Origin of the sequence: Pseudomonas sp. VI4.1 (genome assembly GCF_002029345.1) — a bacterium.
Classification (GTDB): domain Bacteria; phylum Pseudomonadota; class Gammaproteobacteria; order Pseudomonadales; family Pseudomonadaceae; genus Aquipseudomonas.
This window is the reverse complement of record NZ_MULM01000147.1, coordinates 30,710-46,700: the sequence shown is the minus strand read 5'-3', so window position 1 is coordinate 46,700 and position 15,991 is coordinate 30,710. Positions and strand designations below refer to the sequence as shown.

Annotated in this window: 15 protein-coding genes; 5 read left to right on the top strand and 10 right to left on the bottom strand. The window is 56.6% G+C overall.

The window, feature by feature from the left end; genetic code table 11:
* Positions 1 to 40 precede the first annotated feature (40 nt).
* Entirely contained in the window at positions 41 to 973 is a 933-nt protein-coding gene (locus tag BZ163_RS13745) for a LysR family transcriptional regulator (RefSeq protein WP_128871361.1), read from the top strand.
* On the opposite strand, the gene BZ163_RS34830 is transcribed toward BZ163_RS13745, so the two are convergent.
* Positions 941 to 1,285: a hypothetical protein gene (locus tag BZ163_RS34830; RefSeq protein WP_168187359.1), complete on the bottom strand. Its 345-nt coding sequence runs from the start codon at positions 1,283 to 1,285 to the stop codon at positions 941 to 943. The two genes, BZ163_RS13745 and BZ163_RS34830, sit on opposite strands and share 33 nt — an antisense overlap.
* On the opposite strand from BZ163_RS34830, the gene BZ163_RS13740 reads away from it, so the two are divergent.
* The 4 genes from BZ163_RS13740 to BZ163_RS13725 all read left to right on the top strand — a co-directional run bounded on the left by BZ163_RS13740 (position 1,284) and on the right by BZ163_RS13725 (position 5,834).
* Positions 1,284 to 2,336 (top strand): LacI family DNA-binding transcriptional regulator, encoded by a 1,053-nt coding sequence (locus BZ163_RS13740; protein ID WP_128871360.1) that lies wholly within the window; start codon positions 1,284 to 1,286, stop codon positions 2,334 to 2,336. The two genes, BZ163_RS34830 and BZ163_RS13740, sit on opposite strands and share 2 nt — an antisense overlap.
* Positions 2,337 to 2,588: 252 nt before the next feature.
* Entirely contained in the window at positions 2,589 to 3,905 is a 1,317-nt protein-coding gene (locus BZ163_RS13735; RefSeq protein ID WP_128871377.1) for an MFS transporter, read from the top strand.
* Positions 3,906 to 3,942: 37 nt separating this feature from the next.
* The gene (locus BZ163_RS13730; RefSeq protein ID WP_128871359.1) at positions 3,943 to 5,103 is read left to right on the top strand and encodes a mandelate racemase/muconate lactonizing enzyme family protein; all 1,161 of its coding nucleotides are present in this window, start codon (positions 3,943 to 3,945) and stop codon (positions 5,101 to 5,103) included.
* Between the two features lie 272 nt (positions 5,104 to 5,375).
* The gene (locus tag BZ163_RS13725) at positions 5,376 to 5,834 is read left to right on the top strand and encodes a cupin domain-containing protein (protein ID WP_128871358.1); all 459 of its coding nucleotides are present in this window, start codon (positions 5,376 to 5,378) and stop codon (positions 5,832 to 5,834) included.
* Positions 5,835 to 5,927: 93 nt separating this feature from the next.
* Here BZ163_RS13725 and BZ163_RS35605 read toward each other — a convergent pair whose 3' ends face one another.
* From BZ163_RS35605 to BZ163_RS13685, 9 genes are all read right to left on the bottom strand, one after another.
* Positions 5,928 to 6,470 carry an OprD family outer membrane porin gene (locus tag BZ163_RS35605; RefSeq protein WP_371916801.1) on the bottom strand — a complete coding sequence of 181 codons (543 nt, stop codon included), beginning with the start codon at positions 6,468 to 6,470 and terminating at the stop codon, positions 5,928 to 5,930.
* Positions 6,398 to 7,174 (bottom strand): OprD family outer membrane porin, encoded by a 777-nt coding sequence (locus BZ163_RS35600; RefSeq protein WP_256579010.1) that lies wholly within the window; start codon positions 7,172 to 7,174, stop codon positions 6,398 to 6,400. Before BZ163_RS35600 ends, BZ163_RS35605 begins: the two co-directional genes overlap by 73 nt.
* 305 nt (positions 7,175 to 7,479) lie before the next feature.
* Positions 7,480 to 8,652 carry a M20 aminoacylase family protein gene (locus tag BZ163_RS13715; RefSeq protein WP_128871357.1) on the bottom strand — a complete coding sequence of 391 codons (1,173 nt, stop codon included), beginning with the start codon at positions 8,650 to 8,652 and terminating at the stop codon, positions 7,480 to 7,482.
* Between the two features lie 4 nt (positions 8,653 to 8,656).
* Complete coding sequence (locus BZ163_RS13710; RefSeq protein ID WP_128871376.1) at positions 8,657 to 9,946, bottom strand: MFS transporter; 1,290 nt, start codon at positions 9,944 to 9,946, stop codon at positions 8,657 to 8,659.
* A gap of 329 nt (positions 9,947 to 10,275) precedes the next feature.
* The gene (locus BZ163_RS13705; protein WP_128871356.1) at positions 10,276 to 11,199 is read right to left on the bottom strand and encodes a LysR family transcriptional regulator; all 924 of its coding nucleotides are present in this window, start codon (positions 11,197 to 11,199) and stop codon (positions 10,276 to 10,278) included.
* 40 nt (positions 11,200 to 11,239) lie between these two features.
* Complete coding sequence (locus tag BZ163_RS13700) at positions 11,240 to 12,166, bottom strand: AraC family transcriptional regulator (protein WP_128871355.1); 927 nt, start codon at positions 12,164 to 12,166, stop codon at positions 11,240 to 11,242.
* Between the two features lie 157 nt (positions 12,167 to 12,323).
* Positions 12,324 to 12,866, bottom strand: coding sequence for a VOC family protein (locus BZ163_RS13695; RefSeq protein WP_128871354.1), 543 nt, complete (start codon positions 12,864 to 12,866; stop codon positions 12,324 to 12,326).
* A complete protein-coding gene (locus BZ163_RS13690; protein WP_256579009.1) occupies positions 12,863 to 14,800 on the bottom strand; it encodes an FAD-dependent oxidoreductase in 1,938 nt (645 codons plus the stop codon). The genes BZ163_RS13695 and BZ163_RS13690 overlap by 4 nt, the downstream gene beginning before the upstream one ends.
* Positions 14,801 to 14,887: 87 nt before the next feature.
* The gene (locus BZ163_RS13685) at positions 14,888 to 15,790 is read right to left on the bottom strand and encodes a LysR family transcriptional regulator (RefSeq protein ID WP_128871353.1); all 903 of its coding nucleotides are present in this window, start codon (positions 15,788 to 15,790) and stop codon (positions 14,888 to 14,890) included.
* Between the last annotated feature and the right edge of the window lie 201 nt (positions 15,791 to 15,991).

Below are 15,991 nucleotides of genomic sequence, written 5' to 3'. Positions count from 1 at the left end.
AAATGAATTCCAGCCAATCATTACAAAAAAAGGGGAGGTCATGGATCGTCTACTCATCACTGAGGCGTTCGTGCACGTGGCGCAGACCGGTAGTTTCTCCAAGGCGGCGGAGCAGCTGGGCGTGACCCGCTCAGTGATTACTAATCGTGTGCAACAGCTTGAGACGTTCATCAATTCGCCGCTTTTTCACCGCAGCACTCGCCACGTTCGACTCTCGGACATTGGCGAAGCCTATTTCCAAGAATGCGCCGACATGGTTGCCGGTTTTCATGGTCTGACCGAGAAAATGCGCAATCAGCGCTCCAACCTCACGGGTCAGTTACGCGTACAGGTTCTGCAAGGGTTCGCGATCGATCATTTGGGTCCGATGCTGGCGGAGTTCACCGCTATGTATCCCGAGATCGAGTTCGATGTGGTGGTCAATGACCGCGTGGTCGATCCGATCGAAGAGGGCTTTGACATTGCCTTCCAGATGTTCCCGCCGATGGCTGAACGCCTGGTGGTGCGCAAGCTGTTTAATGTGTATCGGCTGTTCTGTGCGTCGCCCGCATATTTGCGCGTACATGATGCTCCCCAGCATCCCGAACAGCTCAAGGATCACCGCATTGCTCTTTACGGTGGCTATCCGTCACGCAACCGGTGGCAGTTCACTCGGGGCGAGGAGTGTATCGATTTGACCTTACACGGTCAGGTGCGCTCCAGTTCGGTCCATCTTTTGCGTGACTATGCCTTGAGCGGTGCTGGGATCACCTGCTTGCCGACACTTCTTGCTAGCAACGAGCTACTTGCCGGGAGACTGGTGCCGATTCTTACCGACTATCGTTTGTCATCCTTCGATTTTGCCGCCGTGTATCCCGAAACCCAACGTCGAGCGCTCAAGGTGCGGACCTTGATCGACTTTTTGATTGGACGCATCGGCGATACGCCGCAGTGGGACCAGTTACTGCTGGATCGCGGCATTCTGGTTAACTGACTGCGGGCCCCCGCCGCCCAAGGCGCGGTAAAGCTGGACCTGACTTTGAAGCTGCGGCAATTGGTTGGAAGCGAGCTCTTCGCGCGCTGTAAACAGATTGCGCTGGGCATCCAGGAGCGCTGTGTGTGAGTATCTTGAGGCGCTCGATGAAGAGGCTCTGGCCGAAACGCTGCCGAAACGCCATCTGCTTCCATCCGATTGAGCTAGATCATGTATCGTGAATGTTGTGCTGGTCTTTGGTAGATTCGGCTGACAAACGGACTGCTTGGCGCGCAGCTTCAGATACTGTGCTTTAAAATCGGAAATCTTCATGGCAAAGAAATCAGTAGCATCCTCCACCGACGCCTCGATCACAGCAGCCAGGAAGGGTTCCAGCCTGACCTTGATCGATGTTGCCAAGGTGGCGGGTGTTTCGCCGATGACCGTTTCCAGGGCATTGCATCGACCGGAATTGGTTACCGAGGATACTCGCGAAAAAGTTCGTGAAGCCGTGCGCAAAACTGGATATGTACCGAACATGCTGGCCGGAGGATTGGCGAGTAACAAAAGCCGATTGGTAGCGATTTTCCTCCCGACTATCGCCAACTCGATTTTCGCAGACACGGTGCAATCACTGATGGACCGCCTGACCCAAGCGGGTTACCAAACCCTGCTAGGTCTGACAGGCTACTCCGCCGAGCAGGAAGAAAACCTGCTTGAGGCTGTTCTTGGTCGGCGTCCGGATGGGATTGTTTTGACTGGCACACTCCACACCGAATCAAGTCGGCTACGCCTTGCTCAGGCGGGTATCCCAGTAGTTGAGGCCTGGGACTTGAGCGAGGCCCCCCTGGATATGCTGGTCGGCTTCTCTCATGAAAAAGTGGGGGAGGAGACCGCACGGCATTTGCTGAAAAAGGGCTATAAGCGCTTCTCGGTGGTGACGATCAGTGACCCTCGCGGGCTGCGCCGTTGCAATAGCCTTATCGCCGAGCTGAAGCGGCAAGGCATCGAAGAAGTTCCCATGGAGGTTTTGGCACCGCCAGCCACGCTCGAAGTAGGCAGGGAAGGGCTTCGACGGCTATTGGAGCAGCCGGTTCGGCCCGACATTGTGGTGTGCAGCTCTGATACCGTAGCACAAGGTGTTTTAGCGGAAGCCGCCAGTCGCGCGATGAATGTACCGTCTGACCTCGCAGTTATGGGTTTCGGGGATTTGAGCAGCGCGGCCCAAGTTTACCCATCGTTGTCGACAGTCAGCGTCGATGGCAAAAAAATTGGTCTGCAAGTAGCTCAGGCGCTGCTTGAGCGCTTTGAATTCCCAAATGGCAGTCATCATCCTGTGCGAATCGACACAGGCTTTACCCTCATCGACCGCGCCAGCACCTAACCTCGAAATCTCTTTTTGCCAACAAACGCATGGTTGTATGATTGCGCAATCAGTGTAGTATTGATTCAAAGGCTCTATCGACGGGCCTTTTTTACCCACCGTAATGATTGCGCAATCATTGCTCGATCAAACCGCTGTCAGGAGCTGTAAGGGCCACACGGATTCAATGCACTACTCACAATAAGGAAAATAATAGTGATCAACCCTACGCAATCGGTAGCGAAGACAAACGTCCGCTATCTAATCCTCGTGATGATCTTCATCGTCACAGTTTTCAATTACGTTGATCGGGCGACGCTGTCCATTGCGGCCCCCAGCATGCGCACAGATCTTGGCTTCGATGCCATGACCATGGGCATCGCCTTCTCGGCATTCGGCTGGGCGTACACATCCATGCAACTGCCTGGCGGCATCATCCTTGATCGATTTGGCTCTCGCGTCGTTCTCGGAATGAGCCTCATCATCTGGTCTGTGTTTACATTCCTGCAAGGGTACGTTGACCTCTTCAGTTCCGCCTTTCTCGCGCTGTTTGTTTTGCGCTTTATGATGGGTGTAGCGGAAGCGCCTGCGTTTCCCGCTAATAACCGCTTGACCGTTATGTGGTTCCCGCGCCACGAACGTGGTTTGGCCACTGCGGTGTTCCAGTCAGCTCAGTATTTTGCACTGGCTGCCTTCACGCCCTTGATGGTCTGGTTGGTCAGCACCTGGGGCTGGCAGCACGTGTTTTGGGTTACAGGTGGCGCAGGTATCCTGATTGGTTTCTTGTGGTTCCGGATGGTTCAGGAGCCGCGTAAAGACAAGCGCGCCAACCAGGCTGAACTCGACTACATCGAAGCCGGAGGTGGCTTGCCAACCATCGGCGACGTTAAAACGCCATTCAGCTGGAAGCGCATGAAGGCTATCGGCGGCAATCGCATGATGGCGGGTATCTATCTTGGGCAGTTTTGCCTGACTTCCATCACTTGGTTTTTTCTGACCTGGTTCCCGACTTACCTGATCGAAGCCAAGGGCATGACCATGCTGAAGGTCGGACTGGTCGCGGCCATTCCACCCATCGCCGGTTGCTTGGGCGGCATGATCGGTGGCGTCTGGTCGGACTGGATGCTACGCAAAGGCTTTAGCCTCACCGCAGCACGAAAGACCCCCATCATCTGTGGCTTGTTGCTCTCCAGCAGCATCATGGTCGCCAACTACACCCAGTCGATCACGTTGGTGATTCTGGTGATGTCCGTAGCCTTCTTCGCGAAAGGCGTGGGCAACCTGGGCTGGTGCATCGTCGGTGACGTGTCCCCGGCACGGGCCATGGGGGTCAGCGGCGCCATGTTCAACTTCTGCGGCAACCTTGCCAGCATTGTTACGCCTATCGCCATCGGCGTAATGATCAACCAGCTGGGATCCTTCGATGTTGCGCTGATGTACGTAGCGGGTATGGGCCTGCTGGGCGCGTTTTCTTACCTGTTCATCGTCGGGCCACTCAAGCGCCTGCAACTCGATGATTTTGAAGAGCTGCCGGTGAACCCTGTCGAAGGCGCTCCGGTTAACAGCAAATTGTCACAACCTCGCACCTGATCTCTTTCAAGACCTCATCACTGTTAAGGAGAGCTCCATGCTCGCACAACAAGAATCTATCAAATCCTCCGACGATGATCGCATTGCCTGGGTTCGGGTCTCCTCGGTAATCCTGCCTCTGGCCAATCCGATCAGCGATGCCAAGGTGTTGACGGGACGGCAAAAGCCGATGACCGAGATCGCCATCCTGTTTGCGGAAATCGAAACCATCGACGGTCACCGTGGCCTTGGTTTCAGCTACTCCAAGCGCGCAGGCGGGCCGGGTCAATTCGCCCACGCAAAGGAAATCGCTCCCGCGCTGATTGGGGAGAACCCGAGTGACATTTCCAAGCTTTGGACCAAACTGTGCTGGGCCGGCGCGTCCGTAGGCCGCAGCGGCATGTCGACTCAGGCCATCGGTGCCTTCGACGTGGCGCTGTGGGATTTGAAAGCCAAGCGCGCCAACCTGTCGCTAGCCCGATTGCTCGGTGCTCAACGGGATTCGGTACGCTGCTACAACACCTCGGGTGGTTTCCTTCACACTCCGCTTGACCAGTTGATGAAGAACACCGACCTGTCGCGCGAAAAGGGCATTGGAGGTATCAAACTGAAAGTCGGGCAGCCGGATTGTGCCATCGATATTGAACGTGTCAGCACGGTGCGCAAGCACCTGGGAGACAACTTCCCTCTGATGGTTGATGCCAACCAGCAATGGGATCGCCCTACCGCCCAGCGCATGTGCCGCCAATTCGAAGAGTACAACCTGATCTGGATTGAGGAGCCGCTGGATTGCTATGACGCTGAAGGTCACGCCGCTTTGGCACAACAATTCGATACGCCGATTGCCACGGGTGAAATGCTCACCAGCGTTGCGGAGCACGCCGAGTTTATCAAGCTGCGTGGCGCTGACTTCCTGATGCCCGATGCACCACGAGTAGGCGGCATTACCCCTTACCTGAAGGTAGCCTCAATGGCCGAGCAAGCGGGACTCATGTTGGCCCCGCATTTTGCCATGGAGTTACACGTTCACTTGGCGGCCGCATACCCCACCGAACCGTGGGTCGAGCATTTCGAATGGCTTGAGCCGCTCTTCAATGAGCGCCTGGAAACGCGAGACGGCCGCATGCTGGTTCCCACTCGTCCGGGCCTGGGGCTGACACTCAGCGAGCAAGTCAAACCGTGGACAGCGCAAGAAGCTGAGGTGGGTACTCGTCCCTGAAGAACCTTTGCTCCCCCGGTGTATGTTGCACACCGGGGGGTCGAATTTCCCCGGGCTTACGGTCTCGCAAACACCTGAAGAAACATCTCTGAAAGGTAGCTTTCCCTGCTTCTTTACATGAAAAAGTGCATGTCCATCGCACCCAGCAGATCAGAGTTGCCGGGGCAGCGAATCAGACGATACATTCAAAAGGTGCGCAGTATTATTCAATACTCTGCTAGGTGAACCCTCTAAAACTGGTCTCTCAAAACAATAACAATTATGAGGAAGTCATGAAGGTACTCAAGATTTGCGCCAACCTGCTTGTCCTTGCGACCACTCTCGCCAGCGTTGCACACGCCGCGGACAAACCTGAAATCAAGGCGAAAGTTGCATTGAAGGAGAGCGTCTCGTGGGATGGGACGCCCTATCAACCCTATCCTAAAGGTCAGCCGCAACTCACGATACTGGAAATAACCATACCTCCCCACACGGCATTGCCTTGGCATCATCATCCCGTTCCGAACGCGGCCTACGTGGTCTCGGGGGAACTAACGATCGAGGACAGGCTAACGGGAACACGGCATAAGGTGAGCGCCGGGCAGGCATTCGCTGAGTCGGTGGGCGCTAGCCATCGCGGCGTAACCGGCGATCAGGCAGTTGTCGTGATAGTGACCTATTCGGGTGTAGAAGGCACCCCGCTGTCTGTTCCCGACAAAGGCGAAAAAGACGAGTTCGAACACGTCGAATAAACCTCCTGGTGGATGCGCCGCAAGGCCGGGTGTGCACCTTGCGGTTATTTCATCGTTTCACCCTTTCACCGGGCCGACATGCCACGTGTTCGCCTAGAACACCTTGATCGGTACGTTGATAATGAGTCTGAGCTCATCAATATTGCCTTCCAGTTGATATTCACTGGCACGGTGCGAGGAATAACTGGTGATCAGGCTGATGTTCTTGAAGGTGCCCGATTGCACGGTGTAGCTGGCATTGGCGCCCACTTCATAGTGGCTTTCACCCCGCTGTTTGAGTACCGAGTTGTAAATGCCGTTCGGGCCACCGTCGTAATGACTGCCGTCGATGCCCATGCCCTTGATGTACCAGAGCGTAGTCTTGAGACCCGGTAGCCCATAAGCGACCCAATCGTTGGTGTAGAACACCCCGACGGAGCGTTCATTGGGGCCGTTGAAGAAGGACATCATGGTATTGGGCAGGTTGATGGCATTGGATTCGAAGGGGTAATCGAAATATTCATCACCCTTGATTTGCTGCAGGCCGATCTTCAGTGAGTGGTTGCGCCATTGCGGCGTGATACTCAGGCCGTAGGCCTGCTGGTCAATTTTTCCGCCGATTTCGCGACCACTGGACCGGGTGTTATAGGCATCCAGTTGCAGGTCAACGTTGACGGCCCCCAGTTGGTTTTCCTGCCCAGGCCCAGGTACTCGCGATTCCAGATATCGTCGAAGCGAGAGACGTAGGCGCTGCTGCGCCAGCCAGCGCTCGACACATAGTCGGCCCCGGCGTAAGCGTTGAAGTCACTGGTGACCAGCGGTGAACCATAAGTGGGAGTCAAGTCCTGGCTTCCGGCTCCGGTGCGCGGCGAACCCTTGTCGAAATAGCCAGACTTGATCGTCAAGCCATCGATGTCATGACTTTCCAGGGACACTCCATCGAACGATGAAGGCAGGGTACGGGTATCGGTGTAGGACATCATCGGTGTCCTGACTTGCTGCCTGCCAACCTTGAGCAGTGTGTCGGCGACTTTGAACTTCAGCGCTGCGATACCGAGTTTGCTCCAGTCGTCGACCACATCGCCGTCCTGGTTCACCAGCAGTCGATTACTGCCGCCTGCCGCGGCTTCGCGGCTGCGTTCCAGCGCCACGGCCGAGAAGGTCGACAGATCCAGGCCAAACTGCACCGGCCCTTGGGTAAAACCGGAGACAAAGTCGAGCCTGATGCCTTGCAGCCAGGCGGTACGGTCACGCAGCTGGCGGACCCCGTCGGGTGTTTGCAGTTTGAAAAAAGTGTCCTTGTGGCCAACTTCGTGTGAGTACCACTGACGGGTATTGAGCGTCAGTGAGCTGTCTTGCACAAAACCTTGTTCCTGGGCATGGACCTGGGAACCAGAAACTGCGGCCGCCAGCGAGCCGACGGTGAATAACGCCAAATTACCTGTGCGATACATAGACCTTGCCTGTTGTTGTTTTTAGGGCAGATAAGAAGTAAGTCGCCGAATCATCGTTATGGAGTTTTTGCGCGGGCAGGGCGTGGCCCGACTTGCCCATCAGGCCGCAGCGGCCTGATGGTGATCGTTCAGATATTGGGGTGCCGGTTTAGCGACTCGAGCACTTCGAAATCATCAAACATCGATGAAGATGTGAACCCAAGCCTGCGACCTCAGTTGAGATAATCCTTAACAAATTTCACCCAGCAGTCGGAGCCGATGCGAATCAACTCGTCATTGAAGTCGTAGTGGGGGTTATGCACTGAGCAGCCATGAAACTCGCCTTCGCCGTTACCCAGAAAGAAGTAGCAGCCGGGCACTTCGGTCAGCATCCAGGCGAAATCTTCGGTCGCCATGATCTTCGCCGCGTGTGGCAACAATTGGCCGGGCTTGAACAGCGGCGCCAGGCTCTGGCGAAGCATCTCTGTTTCCGACGCCGTATTGACTAATGCTGGCGCCAGTTGCGTGGTTTCTAGTTCGATTTTGACACCGAATGTGTATTCATGGCCCTGGGCGATTTCCGCCAGACGCTGATTGATTTTGCCTTCGGTCTGCGCTGTGTCGGTACGCACGCTGATCAACATCGATGCCGTGTCGGGAATGATGTTGTAGACACTGCCAGCTTCAACCATACCGATGCTGATCACTGCGTGCTCATCAACGCAGAGATTGCGCGACTTCACTGTCTGGATCGCGTTGATCATGCTGGCCAGCACCGGTATCGGATCGACAGCGCGTTCGGGCATTGCGCCATGACCGCCGCGACCTTTGATCAACACCCGCACGCATTCAGAAGAGGCCATGGTCGGACCGGCCTGGACCACCGCGGTGCCTAGCGGTATTCCAGGCAAGTTGTGCAAGGCAAAGATCGAGTCACAAGGAAAACGTTTGAAAAGGCCGTCGTCCATCATGGCCTTGGCTCCACCCAGACCTTCCTCGTCTGGTTGGAATATCAGGTTAAGCGTGCCATTGAGGTCGGACGACTGAGCGATTCGCCACGCGGCTGCCAGCAGGATGGCAGTGTGGCCGTCGTGGCCGCAGGCGTGCATGCGGCCCTCGATCCGGCTGGCGTGGTCGAAGCGGTTTTTCTCCTGCATTGGCAGGGCATCCATGTCGGCACGCAGGCCCAAGCGGCGAGTGCCGCTGCCTCGACGCAAGACGCCGACCACGCCATGTCCGCCGATACCTCGATGAACTTCGTAGCCCCAGCTTTCGAGCTTGCTGGCCACCAACTCGGCGGTCAGCGGGGTATGCGCGCCCAGTTCAGGGTTCTGGTGGATGTCCCGGCGCAGCTGGATAAACGTGTCCAGGTCCATTCCGCCAACGGTTTGGGTCAATGCATTCATCAGGTCACTCCCGACCAGGGTTTTCGGGGAATACAGCCAGGCACGCCAAGCTAATGGCGCCGCCGACGAGTAGGTACAGTGCTGAAGCCTGTGGGTTATCCAGGGCCGCCGTGAGCCACGTGGCGATCAATGGGGAGAAACCGCCGAACAAAGTGACGCCGAAGCTGTAGCTGACTGCGGTGCCCAAGGCGCGGCGATTTTTCGGAAAGGCTTCCATGATCAGGGCGAAGAAGGCACCCGAACCGATGCAGCCTGGCAGTACCAGAATCGCAATGACGAACATCGCCACAAACAAATTGGTGCTCAAGCTGAGCAAGTAGAAGGCTGGCCACGCCAGTAGCACGGGCAGGGTTATCGTCCAGACCAGCAGCTTCTTGCGCAGGCTATGGCGATCGGCAAAGCGACCGGCCAATGGAGTGATGACAGCCAAACAGGCACTTGCTACACAGGCGATAACCAAGGAACTACGTTGCGGGTAGCCCAGGGTGACCGTCAGGTAGGCGGGCATGTAGAAAATGAACAGGTATATGCCGATGGTGGCGCTGGCCATCAGGCCGATCGCCAGCAAGGTGTGACGCAGGTCGATGTGGTCGCGCAGCCGACCGTCGCGTTTGGTCGGTTGGGCTTCGTGGGTTTCCGGCAGGAAGCGACGGATGTACCAGCCTAGCGGACCGATGAGCAGCCCCAGTAAAAAGGGAATGCGCCAGCCCCAGTTTTCAAGGTCCTCGGCACTCAACGTGTTGTTTAGCAGTAAACCGAGTCCGGCACCGACCATGGCCGCGTAGCCTTGGCTAGCTGCCTGCCAGCTGACGTTACGACAGCGGTTTGCCGTGGCACTGGACTCCATCAGATACACCGACGCGGTCCCGACTTCACCGCCCGCAGAAAAGCCCTGCATGAGGCGGCCGGCCACCAGCATCAACGTGCCGAACAAGCCGATGTCTTGATACGACGGCGCGAAGGCAATCATCGCAGTGCCGACTGTCATCAGGCTGATTGTAAGGCTCAATGCAGATTTGCGGCCACGTCGATCGGCAAAGCGCCCAATCACCACAGCACCCACCGGGCGCATGAGGAAACCCACGCCAAAGGTGGCCAAAGACATCAGTAGCGATGCCGTTGCCGACTGTGCAGGAAAGAAATTCTTTGCGATTACGACAGCGAAGAAACTGTAAATTGTGAAGTCATACATCTCCAGGGCATTGCCTAGAGCGCAAGCAACTGTGGCTTTCCTGGAACCGTTCACGGGTGGAGCAGCGGTGCAGGGGAGAAGGGGCGCTTGCAGAGTAGTCATCGATTTTTCCTGTGACAGTTTTGTTGTGGCCCGAATATCCGGCAAACACTGTCACTGCGCACTTGCGCTTTTCTTCGATGATTAACCGTTAGTTAAGATGCCTGGCCGCCGTGGTGAAAGACGGCGCCGGTTCGGTGCGATATCGCCCGATTATCGATCACATGCACTGTTTGACGACAGCAACGCAGTCGTCGAGGCAAGCCGCGCAGGCGGCGGCCGGATGCTTTAGCCCAATTGCCTGAAGGTTAGGGGGACCTGCGGCCGCAAACAGGCACAGACTTAACCATTGGGCATATCGTTGCGTTTTTCTTAAGTTTCTCGAGTCTGGGCTAGCGCGAAGAATCCATTGATTGATTCTTTGAGAGCACGCTTCTTATCGCGTAGTAGAGGTCGCGAGCCGTCGTGGTTAGAGCGTTGCGGTCGATACAGACCAGGTAAATGGGGTACTCGGGGATGATTTCTTCGATCTTGACCTGCATCAGGTCTTCATTGAGCCCTTTGGGCAGTGCGTTTTCCATCCCGGCTTCGCTGAGCGTCATGAAGGCATCGGCGTGGTGCAAGAGATCAAGCGCCAGCAAAACCGATGAACACTCGGTTATTCGCTGCGGTGGAGGAATCTCGTTGTCTTCAAACATTTGATAGAACTGAGACGAGTGATCGTCGATGGCATCGAGGCTGATCCAGTTCGCGAACTGCAACTGACGCAGCGAGTGGGAGTGGCGCAGAGGGTTGTTTTTTCGACAGACCACCAGACCCTGCATGCGGCTCAACGCCTCCCAGTCCAGGTTCAGCCTTTGGGTATGTTGCTGCGAGGTAATGGCGAAATCCAGCGTACCGTCCCGTAGTCGCTGCAGCATCTGGTTGGGACGCAGGTCTACCAGGCGGATGCGAACACGCGGATTTTTCGCCTGGAACGCACCGATGCACTCTCCCAGCCCTTTGAGCACTGCTGTCAGGGAGGTAACTCCGACGGTGACCTCACCCACTTGCATATCCTTGATGTTTTCAGCCTCCAGTTGCAGTCGTCGCATGCTCTCGACCGTCAACTGCGCATGGCGAATGATGCGGCGGCCTTCGTCGGTGAGCGACATTCCCCTGTGGGAACGCTGCAGCAGAGCCAGGCCTAGCTCGCTCTCGAGATCCTTGATCGATCGGCTGATGGCCGGCTGGGTGACATGCAGTATCTGCGAGGCCTCACTGATGCTACCGGTTTGGTGGATAGCTACCAGTGCCTTGATTTGATGGAGTTTCACTTACGGACAAGTCCTTGCAGTGCGACGAAGGTGCTGCACGTTACTGCAAGGCCGAGGAGCAAAAAAGCCTGGAAACGTTTTTCTCCCGATACTGCTTGGGTGTCATGGACAGTTTTTCCTGGAACAGTCGGGTCATGTGGCTCTGGTCCGAGAACCCGCAGTCCATGGCGACCGCTTTCAACGGTACATCACGCACCGTAGACAGGATCCGCTCAGCTTTTTTCAAGCGGCGCGACTGAACATACTGATGGGGCGAGACCCCGTACACAGTCCCGAACACCCGTACAAAGTACGACGGGCTCAGGTCGACGATGGCAGCCATGTCTTTGACGGTAATCGAGCAGGACAGGTGTGAGTCGATATATTGCTGAAGTTGGTCGCGTTTGAGGTTTGTCAGGCGAGACGCTTGATCGTTGTCTCTGAGGTCACACCGCACATACTGGCGCAGCAGATGAATGCACATCTGTATTTCCAGCGTCTGGGCGAAGATGCTGCTGCCCGGTTCAGCGCTCAGGCATTCGATTTCATAGGCGGCCATGAGCCTGGAGAGTGTCGCGTCGTTAACGAGGGGGCAATGGTCGACAAAAACACGGTCAACATCCTGTTGAAAGACTTCATTGGCGACTTTGGCCATCATTGCTTGCGAGATGTAAATATGACTGACCTCGATATCGTTCATCCAGTACCAGCTGGATGATTCGCCTCGGGTCAAAATGGTCACGTCATCATCACCAACCGACCATTTTTGCCAATGCTTGCCGTCATGGAACCCCAGATTGGATGTCCCTGATTTCCATCTCACCAACTCGTAGTCTCGCATACACGGAATGCGGACTTCGGTTTTGTCGAAGCGGTAGCCCCGAATTGACATGCCGTTATCGGGTGCAGTCTCGACGGTACCCTTGATCGTGACTTCACCAGGGATAACGTCCAGCATTTTTTCTGGCGTTAGAAGGATGGCGCTCATCACAACTCCCTTTTTATTGGTATTGGCAGTGGAGTTTTTTATCAGCACTTGGCAGTTTTTGTGACTTTTAAAAACTAACACATCCTTCAGGTTTGCACGCAAAACAGGCCTGCCACCGATCGGGGGATTTGCACCCGATCGTCTGGCCAGCCTTTTCTTACTTCACCTGGGTTTCGTGATCGCTCGGCTCGGTCAAACCCGGTCTCCAGCGGCGCAGGTGGGTGTGACGCTCGTAGGCCTGCGCCGAGGGGTAAGTCACCAGTTCAATCGTGCTTCCCCAAGGCGTGCGGGTGTAGACGTAGCGATTGCCTTCCCCGGCGTCACCGCCCGGGAGCTCGCCGGGGCGGCTGAGCAGAACGCCACCGGCCTTCTCCAGGCGATCGGCAGCGGCGTCGATATCGTCAACGTAGATGCAGATGTGCTGGATGCCCAGATCACTGGGAACGACAGGCTGCGATTGCTGCACCCCGGTATAGGAAAACAGCTCCAGGTTGGGGCCGTTGCCGAGGCGAAGCATGCGGATCGCGCTAATCACGGCACCGGCTGCAATGCCCAGTCCCGACTCCACCTCAGGCCCCCCCAGGGGTGCGTCAAGCATGTCGTAAAGCTTCTCGGCGCCAAAGGCCTCGACGAAGAACCGGGTTGCCGCTTCCATATCGGGAACGGTGATGCCCACGTGTTCGATCGCGCGAACGTTCATGCCAACTCTCCTATTTTCGCTGCCGCCCAGAAACCGGACTGAGTAGCCTCATACATCCGCCCGCCACGGGACCTCGTTCCGATGCGATGGATGCGAATGTCATCGACGGACGCCTCCAGGACAGTTGAAGCCTTGCGGGCGGTCGCCATCACCACGTAGACGTCATCTGGCGCCGCACCTGCTGTGCGGATCGATACGTCCAGGCTCTTGAGAAGGCCGGTGAGGTGGTCGCGCTGCATATCATTGGTATCGACTCCCACCGTTTCAGCGGGTGAAACAAGGCTGACCTTTTTGCCTTGTTCGGCCAGCCACAGGGCGGCGAACATGGCAGTCTCGGTTTCACCAAACACGGTGACTTCATCAGCCACGGGCAGTTCTCCGTTTGCCAGCAGGTCGGCAACATCCGCCCCCTGATTCTGGGCAACGGTACCGGTGGCGAGCAGTACCGTGTCCCACGGGCTCAAGTCGAGATCGGTTGCATCGGTATTGAGTTGCACGTTGACGCCCACGCGTTCGAGTTCGCCCTGGTAGAAGTCGATCATGTTCTTGACCTCCATGCGAAACGGGCTCGCAGCTGCCCAGGCATGGAGCTGGCCGCCGATGCGATCCGATCTCTCGACCAAGCGCACACGGTGTCCGCGCTCGGCGGCCAGGATCGCGGCCTCACAGCCGGACGGCCCGCCACCGACGATCAGCACTCGCTGCTGTGTGGAAGCAGGGCGGCGAGCGTCACTCGCCCGGCGTTCCTGGCCGAGGGCAGGGTTTATCACGCACTGGGTGCCCTTGCCGTTGAACATCCACCGTGAGATGCATTCATTGACCGCCAGGCAGCGGCGGACACTCTGCGGTTGCCCGCGCCTTGTCTTGTTAACCGTTTCGGGGTCGGCAAGACCAGATCGTCCCAAGGCCACAAAATCGAGCTCGCCATCAGACACGGCTTGCGCCATCTCATCGAACAGCCAGGTGAGACGACCGACGCCGATCACCGGGATCGAAACACGCTTTTTCACAAGCTTGGCGTAATTCACCAAGGAGCCAGGCGGAACCATGGGCAGCAACGTCATTGCGGTGTCGTAGTTCCCGGCACTGACATCCAGGGCGTCAACGTAAGGTTCGAGCATTTCACAAAAGGCCAGACCATCTTCCAATGAGAGGCCACCCTCGTAAGGCTCCATCACGCTGAGGCGATACAGGATCGGGAAATCTGCACCGACCTGGTCGCGAATCCCGCGTACGACTTCGAGAGCAAAACGGGCTCGGTTCTCCAGGGATCCGCCCCAACTATCAGTGCGTTTATTGGTGAAAGGGGAGAGAAACTGACCGAGCAAATAACCATGTGCACCGTGCAACTCAACGGCATCAAAACCAGCAGCCACGGCGCGCCGGGCACCCTGGACGTACTTGTCGATCAGTCCGGGAATTTCATGTTCTTCGATTGCTCGCGGTGGGGTGCCGAAGGCGCTGGTGATGCCTGCCGTTGGCGCGAGTGGCGGTTCGTTCCGTTCCGTATTGCTCTGGGAGTTCTGGCGGCCGGTGTGGTGCAACTGCACCGCAATTTTCGCACCTTCGCCGTGGACCGCGTCGACCAGATTACTGAGAGCACCAATGAACCTGTCATGGTCAATGCGCATCGGGTGGCCGGCCGTGCGCCCGACTTCCCAATCGATAGAGGTGTTTTCGGTAATGATTAAACCAATTCCTCCTCGGGCGCGGGCCCGATGGTATTCGATGAGCTTATCGTCAACCTCACCGAAGGTGCTGGCGAACTGAGTGAAGATCGGCGCTTGCACAAAACGGTTGCGCAATTGCAGGGTGCCGATCCGCCCGGGCTGGTAGAGCGCCGCAGCCGGGCTGTCGGTCACCACAAGATTACGGATGTCTGGGTGTGCCATTGCCATCTCCTCATTATTTTTTTTGTTTTGAGGTTGCAGCATGCAATGACAGCCTGGATCAGTATTGAACGTTTATGCCCAGGCGTTGAAGAATCCTGCTTTAGCGTCGCAGCGGTACTCTCAGGCGACTTAATCGGAAAACAACTCGAACATCAGCTGGCGCAGCCAACGATTGGCGGGATCCTTGTTATAGCGAGCATGCCAGAACAGGTTTATTTCGATGTTGGGCAGTTCCACCGGCGTCGGCAGAACCGTGAGTCCAAAGGGTTGTTCGCAACTGCTGGCGAATCGTTCAGGCACCGTTGCCATCAAGTCTGTGCGTTGCAGGATGTGACCTACTGCGACGAAGTGGGGAACCTCCAGGCGTATGTTTCGCTCGATGCCGGCCCGCGCCAGGAACGTATCGACCTCGCCGTGCCCCGTGTTCGCCGCTACGACGCGAACGTGGTCATAACTGCAATAACGCTCCAGCGTCAGCGGTCCCCTGGTAGCGGGGTGGTCCTTGCGGCACATGCAGACATAGCGATGGTGAAACAGGCGCTGCTGAAAAAATCCGGCCTGCAGGTGCGGCAGTAATCCAACGGCGAGATCGATTGCGCCGTTCTGCAACCCTTCGGCCAAGGTATCGGAGGTGTTGCGCAGCGTGCTGATCGAGCAACCCGGAGCGCGTTCAGCCAGAGCGTCCATCAGCCGCGGCATGAAGTAGATTTCACCAATGTCGGTCATTGCCATGGTAAATCGACGATTGCAGTTGAGCGGATTGAACGTGTCCTGTCGGTTCAGTGCGTCACGCAAGGTCTGAATGGCCAGTGCAACCGGCTCAGCCAACTGCTGGGCGTAGGGCGTAGGCTCCATTCCTTGATAGGTACGAACGAACAGCTCGTCGTTCAAGGCGACACGCAGTCGCTTCAACGCGTTGCTGACAGCGGGCTGGGTCAGGTCGAGATTATCCGCCGCCGTCGATACCCGGCGATCGATCAGCAGTTGGTTGAAGACCAGAAGAAGGTTGAGATCAAGTTCACGTAATTCCATACCGCCTCGTGCAGATTGCGTGCTCATAAGGGCTAAAAATTTTAGCCCTTCGTTGGGTCTGCACCGCTCTGAAATCGCCGCTGCAAGCGCCAAAGCCTAACAAGTGCCAGACCGCCGCGTCCATCGTTGGATCGATGGGACTTGGCTCTCCTTCGATCTTTATTCACGTTCGAAATAATGCCTATTCACCTGGCTGCATTT